The organism is [Clostridium] clostridioforme AGR2157, assembly GCF_000424325.1.
Taxonomy (GTDB): Bacteria; Bacillota; Clostridia; order Lachnospirales; family Lachnospiraceae; genus Enterocloster; species Enterocloster clostridioformis_A.
Window position 1 is genome coordinate 1 of the sequence record NZ_AUJR01000105.1, and the last position, 4,454, is coordinate 4,454.

General features: G+C 35.8%; 6 protein-coding genes. All 6 read left to right on the top strand.

The window, feature by feature from the left end:
• On the top strand, positions 1–290 hold a 290-nt coding region (tnpA, locus tag G614_RS0123460), incomplete at its 5' end, for an IS200/IS605 family transposase (protein WP_027643831.1).
• A gap of 117 nt (positions 291–407) precedes the next feature.
• Positions 408–659, top strand: coding sequence for a Fic family protein (locus G614_RS28835; RefSeq protein WP_027643832.1), 252 nt, complete (start codon positions 408–410; stop codon positions 657–659).
• 353 nt (positions 660–1,012) lie between these two features.
• The gene (locus tag G614_RS0123470; RefSeq protein ID WP_027643833.1) at positions 1,013–1,252 is read left to right on the top strand and encodes a helix-turn-helix domain-containing protein; all 240 of its coding nucleotides are present in this window, start codon (positions 1,013–1,015) and stop codon (positions 1,250–1,252) included.
• A complete protein-coding gene (locus G614_RS0123475; protein WP_027643834.1) occupies positions 1,252–2,310 on the top strand; it encodes a DNA cytosine methyltransferase in 1,059 nt (352 codons plus the stop codon). The genes G614_RS0123470 and G614_RS0123475 overlap by 1 nt, the downstream gene beginning before the upstream one ends.
• Complete coding sequence (locus G614_RS0123480) at positions 2,297–3,343, top strand: DUF262 domain-containing protein (protein ID WP_027643835.1); 1,047 nt, start codon at positions 2,297–2,299, stop codon at positions 3,341–3,343. Before G614_RS0123475 ends, G614_RS0123480 begins: the two co-directional genes overlap by 14 nt.
• A gap of 4 nt (positions 3,344–3,347) precedes the next feature.
• On the top strand, positions 3,348–4,019 hold the full coding sequence (locus G614_RS0123485) for an MAE_28990/MAE_18760 family HEPN-like nuclease (RefSeq protein WP_027643836.1): 672 nt from the start codon (positions 3,348–3,350) through the stop codon (positions 4,017–4,019).
• The last annotated feature ends 435 nt before the right edge of the window (positions 4,020–4,454 follow it).

Sequence of the window (4,454 nt, forward strand, 5' to 3'; positions counted from 1 at the left end):
ATGTATATTTTCTTATCCAGTCAGTGCCTACATATAGTCCAAAAAAAATCATCCAAATAGTGAAGAGCATCATAGCCCGGGAGGTGTTCGCGAAATGTCCACAAGTGAAGAAAAAATTGTGGGGAGGAGAATTCTGGACAGATGGCTATTACGTAGCAACGGTGAGTGAACATGGGAATGAGCAAATCATAAGTAGATATGTGAAAGAACAGGGACAGGAAAAAAATTATAAAACAATCTATAAAAACGTAGAGAAAACAAAGCAGTATAGCATATGGGATTATATTTAGAGGTTGCAACCTTCGATACCCCGCAGCTTGCTGCGGGGTAGTTCATTTTCAAATCGCATAGAAGGCAGTCGGCTGTCAAAAGAACAGACGGCGTCATTATTTAATACCGGAACAATCATGTCCGATGGAGAGATTTACCGGGCCAATGGTTATCCGATTGGGGAATATAAAAACAGACAGAATGTGGTGTGGGATATTGATACAGTTAAGCCAAATCAGGTTCATGAGAAGATGAGTGAACTGTTGGAAACCTATCATAACAGTGAAAAATGCCTGACCGATATTACTCAACTTCATGTGGAATATGAAAAAATACACCCCTTTCAAGATGGGAATGTAACATTGAGACACCGGCAGAAAGCGGCATAACAGCGACAAACTGCTTTGTACATAAAATTGAATAGCGTATATGCCAAAGGACATTTCATCTTATATTTAGGGAGATGTCCTTTTTTGTACATACTTTTAAGAGTGTGGCATACCACCTTGTACGTCATACAGATGTGTGGCTTCCAATATGCCAGAAACCTGCAATCACGTGCTTTTTTAAGTGTTCTACTCGTTACAGAGTGCTTGTTCGTACAACTTATTTCTTGCTAATTCTGTACTGTCCAATTAGCAAATCCAATTATGCATGCAAGATGCAAATACAGTTTTTTGTGACTTATTGTATGTTGACTTATTGTATTCACTCAGTTATACTATAAAAGGGTGAATTTAGCGTGGATGTAATTAAGGTATTTTCAAAAAATGTAAAAGCATATCGTATGCAATTAGGTCTTTCTCAAGAACATTTCGCAGAAAAAGCAGGATTGCATAGGACATATATTAGTGCAATAGAATGTGGAAAACGAAGTATCTCTTTAGACAATATACAAAAAATTGCTGACGCGTTAGAGATAGACACATATTTACTTTTTATTGATCAAGAAAATTTCAATCAAAAGGGAGGTGAGGTTTAGTGCCTTCTACCGCAATAGATTTATTCTGTGGAATTGGTGGCTTAACAAAAGGATTATCTCTGTCGGGTATAACTGTGCAAGCTGGTATAGATATTGACGATTCTTGTCGATTTGCTTATGAAAAGAATAATAATGCGCAATTCATAAATTGTGATATTACTTCTTTACAAGGAGAACAATTAGAGGCATTATATCCTGATAACACTACCCGAATACTTGTCGGATGTGCACCATGCCAACCATTTTCTAAATATACTAATCGCTATCGAAAAGATGGACCAACTGATGATAAGTGGAAATTATTATATTCTTTTGCAAGGTTAGTTCAGGAGGTAAACCCTGAAATAATTTCTATGGAGAATGTACCAGAATTAGAGAGCGAAAAAGTTTTTGCTGATTTTGTATCTACTCTGAAAGAATTGAATTATTATGTTGACTGGAAAATTGTATATTGTCCGGAATACGGCGTTCCTCAAAATCGAAAAAGACTGGTTTTATTGGCTTCTCGCTTAGGAGAAATAAAATTAATTCCTCCGCTGTATGATTCCGAACATTATCCAACAGTACGTCAAGCCATAGGGAATTTGTCTGCATTAAAAGATGGAGAACAGGATGCCAATGATTTGCTTCATCGTGCTTGTCGGCTTTCATCCACTAACTTGAAAAGAATAAGACAATCTACTCCTGGGGGTACATGGCGCGATTGGGATGAAGAGCTACAATTAGAATGTCATAAAAAAGAAAGTGGAAAAACATATCCTTCTGTATATGGAAGGATGTCCTGGGATGAACCTTCTCCAACTATAACAACACAGTTTTATGGATACGGAAATGGACGATTTGGGCATCCTGAGCAAGATAGAGCTTTGTCATTAAGAGAGGGCGCTATTTTGCAATCGTTTCCTCCGGATTATGTTTTTATTGACAATGATCATCCATCGAACCGACGCGAAATAGGAATACATATAGGGAATGCCGTTCCTGTTGAATTAGGGCGAGCTATAGGGATCAGCATTCAACAACATTTACAGGAGGTAGAGGAAAATGCCGCGAATTAAAAAGGAACATATTATTTCTACGGATGAAAAACAAGCTGCTGATCTGCAAATCAAAGAAATGCAGAAACAAATTGATTATGACACAAAAGATTTTACCATAGAACTTTTGATTGCAAAATTTAAAAAGAAAGACTTTTTTATCCCGCCATATCAAAGAAACTTTGTATGGCAAACTAAAAATAAAACTCTTTTTTTGGAATCAATCTTTCTTGGTTTACCAATTCCGTTTATGTTTTTTGCAGATTGTGATAATGGTAAACAAGAGGTAATTGATGGTGCTCAACGTATGCAGACTCTTGTTGAATTCCACAATAACAAACTGCAACTTAGCGGCTTAAAAAAATTAACCAAGCTTAATGGATTTTATTTTAAAGATTTATCTGATGCTCAGCAACGTAAGTTTCTGAATAAAACCTTAAGGATCATTGTTTTGGAGGAAGATACACCTACTGCAGCCAGACAGGATCTCTTCTACCGAATTAATACAACTGGAATGAAAGCTAATGATTCAGAAGTACGGCGTGGCTCTTATCCTGGTCCATTTACTGACTTTATTGAAAAATGTTCTAAAGATGAGACATTTGTTGCGCTCTGCCCTATGAGTGAAGATAGAGTTAAGAGACATGAACGATTTGAATTTGTCCTCCGTTTCTTTGCCTATTTGAATAACTATGAGAACTTTGGACACACCGTTAATGAATTTTTAGACGATTATCTCATTAATAATCTGGTAGATTTTGACGAATATACTTTTTACGCAGATTTTCAACGCATGGTTTCTTTTGTAAAAGAAAACTTTCCTTTTGGCTTTGCTAAGACTGAAAAAGCGAAAGCAACTCCTCGTGTTCGTTTTGAAGCAATTTCTGTTGGCGTCGCATTAGCATTAAGAGAAAAGCCAGATTTAAGAATAAGCAATGTTGACTGGCTTGATTCTGATGAATTTAAAGAATACACGACCTCAGATGCCAGTAATAATGAAGGAAAATTGAAATTGCGTGTTGAATATGTGAGAGATCAATTATTAAAAGGATAAAACTATGCAAAACACATTAAGCATTTTTGCGGACAGAAAGCAAGAAATTGAATTTTATTTTTCTGTTATGGTTGAAATTGATAATGGGAATCCTAATATACAGACCGTTGACAATACACGCTTCTATAAGATTGTGAAATCTAATTTTTTGCTTATGTTATATAATTTGGTCGAGGCATGTATCGTTAGTGGAATGATGGAAATTTACGAAGATTTGAAAAACGACAATTGTTCTTATAATCAAGTAATCCGTGAGATTCAAGATATTTGGTCGAAATATAAAATAAACGAAATATATGGTCCTGTTACAGAACGAGTTGCCTATGAAAACCGCGTTCAAGAAATTATTCGGGATATTACGACTAATGCACCGATTATTCTTTCAAAAGACGCTTTGGGAATTAGCGGTAATCTAAATGCAAAAAAAATTAAAAACATTTGCGATAAACATAGAATACGCTATCGTCTAGCAACTCCGGGAGAATCTTTAGAACGTGTTAAAAGGGAGCGGAATAGCCTGGCACATGGAGATGTTTCTTTTAGCGATTGTGCAAGAGATTTAACCATTAGTGATTTAGAAAACATTAAAGATGAAGTAATACTGTTTTTGACAGGGATCTTGGACGGAATGAAAAATTATTATGACCAAAAGCTATACAAACTTCCAACAACTTAATAATAATTTTTTTCAAAGTGGGTATTCAAAGGTATTCGATATTGAATACCTATTTTCAATAGAAATGAGATTCACATGGAATTAAACAGACTGGAAAGACGGCTATTGTTTCAGGTTGAAGGCGACTATCAATCCAAAACCCTAAATGTCACAAAAGATGTTGCAATAGAAAAAAGTATTAGCTTTAATCAAAGAAGATTCATTTATCACTACTACTGAAATGGCTAGACGGTTATCTGTTAATAGACAAACAACTTGAAGGTAAGTAAGTAATAATCCGTATCTTGACAAAATAAGAAATCCCCCAGCACTTACCGGGGGAAGATCTGTTTTTTACTTTTTAAGTTTGCTGCGGCAATCATCAGGCAGATTGGAGGACCATGGGAGAAGCTCCAGCATTTCTTCCTTTGCCGGAAACGCACCGAGATCTTTCAT